The 1592-nt window shown below is 67.5% G+C and carries 2 protein-coding genes; both read left to right on the top strand.

What is annotated here, in order from left to right; genetic code table 11:
- The first annotated feature begins 596 nt into the window (after window positions 1–596).
- Complete coding sequence (locus tag H565_RS0109085) at window positions 597–1196, top strand: FmdE family protein (protein ID WP_051363517.1); 600 nt, start codon at window positions 597–599, stop codon at window positions 1194–1196.
- A complete protein-coding gene (locus H565_RS0109080) occupies window positions 1154–1546 on the top strand; it encodes a hypothetical protein (RefSeq protein ID WP_342663799.1) in 393 nt (130 codons plus the stop codon). The genes H565_RS0109085 and H565_RS0109080 overlap by 43 nt, the downstream gene beginning before the upstream one ends.
- Window positions 1547–1592 lie beyond the last annotated feature (46 nt).

Here is a 1592-nt window from a genome sequence, read left to right as displayed (position 1 = left end):
GGTTTTCATAGAGGTCGCCTCACTTTCCAGCCTAGGGCTGGGGGCGAGCCTGAGTCTCTAGTCCTGACCGTCCAGTTTTCGGGGAGCAGACCAGCCGAAAAAGCCGTTCTCTCCAGGTATGAATGCCGTTCCCCCACAGCAGCGGCTGGAGTTCGTCCACCATCGCGGTCCCCCACGACCCCGCGGTCAGCACCGGCTTATACTCCCGCGAGGGCTTAAAAGCATCCAGGGTGGGTGCTCCGAGGTTGCGCCCGTCATTCCGGTGAGACCAGTCCACCCGAATGACCCCAGCTCGCGCTCGTGGGCGACCTCCAGGGCACCCAGGGCATCTTCATCCCGGTGCCCGCGGTCGGCGCTCGCCGCAAACTGGCCCCCACTTTCCGAGGTCGGGGCGTGGAGGTCACGGAACTTCTGGCTGCTCATAGGGGCCTCCTGTGGAAACGGGGGACACTTGGGGGAGACAGCGGACCTTTAGCCCCCAGCCTGGCATATCTGCGGGCCGCAGAGAGGTTTTTGGGCTTTATGCTTTCTCTGATGTGAGACCGGAGCTATCTGGCCCCGCTTCCTCCCCGTCTCTTTCCCAGGAGCTGCCTGTCATGAGCCTGCCATCCCCCAGCGCCGAACGCTTGCCCGCCCTCCTCGCGCAGAGTGCGGCCCTGCACCGTCACCTCTGCCCCCGGCAGGTGCTGGGGGTTCGCCTCGGCCTCCTCGCGGGGGCGTGGCTGGGGTTGGAGTTTCCCCGCACCGACAAACGGGTCATCGTCTTTGTCGAGACGGACGGCTGCTTTGCGGACGGCGTGTCGGTCGCGAGTGGCTGCTGGCTGGGCCGCCGCACCCTGCGCCTGGTCGACCACGGCAAGGTAGCCGCCACCTTTGCCGACACGAAGACCGGGCAGGCCGTCCGCCTCGCCCCTCACCCCGACCTGCGGGCGCGGGTGCTGGCGAGCCGTCCCCAGGGACAAAAACGCTGGCCCGCCTACCTGGAGGCCTACCAGACCTGGCCCGACGAGGCGCTCTTTGCCGTGCAGCCCGTGCGCCTCACCCTCGACCTCGCAGCCCTGGTCAGCGTGCCGGGCGTGCGGACCACCTGCGCGGAGTGCGGCGAAGAAATCATCAACGAGCGTCAGGTCACTGGGCCGGGGGGGCAGCCCCTGTGCTGCAGTTGCGCGGGCGAGCGCTACTGGATTCCTGGCTGATGGGGCGGCTGCGCGGGCAACTCATCTTGCCGGGGGGCGTCACGAGCGGCGAGCTGCGCTTCGGGCGGTACATCGAGGCCGTCACACCGCTGGAGAATGCCCCGCAGGGCCGCTTTATCCTGCCCGGCTTCATCGACACCCACGTTCACGGCGGGGGAGGGGGCGACGCGATGGATGGCCCAGAAGGCCTTGTCACCCTGGCCCGCTTTCACGCCCGGCACGGCAGCACGACCCTGCTCCCCACGACCGTGACCGCCCCCTGGGAAGAGGTGCTTGCGGCGCTGCGGGTGGTCTGCTCCCTGAAAACTGGACGGTCAGGACTAGAGACTCAGGCTCGCCCCCAGCCCTAGGCTGGAAAGTGAGGCGACCTCTATGAAAACCCGTCAGTTCTCCGAA

It is taken from the genome of Deinococcus murrayi DSM 11303 (assembly GCF_000482805.1).
Taxonomy (GTDB): Bacteria; Deinococcota; Deinococci; order Deinococcales; family Deinococcaceae; genus Deinococcus; species Deinococcus murrayi.
Note: the sequence above shows the minus strand (reverse complement) of the source record. Positions and strands in the feature narration are given on the sequence as shown.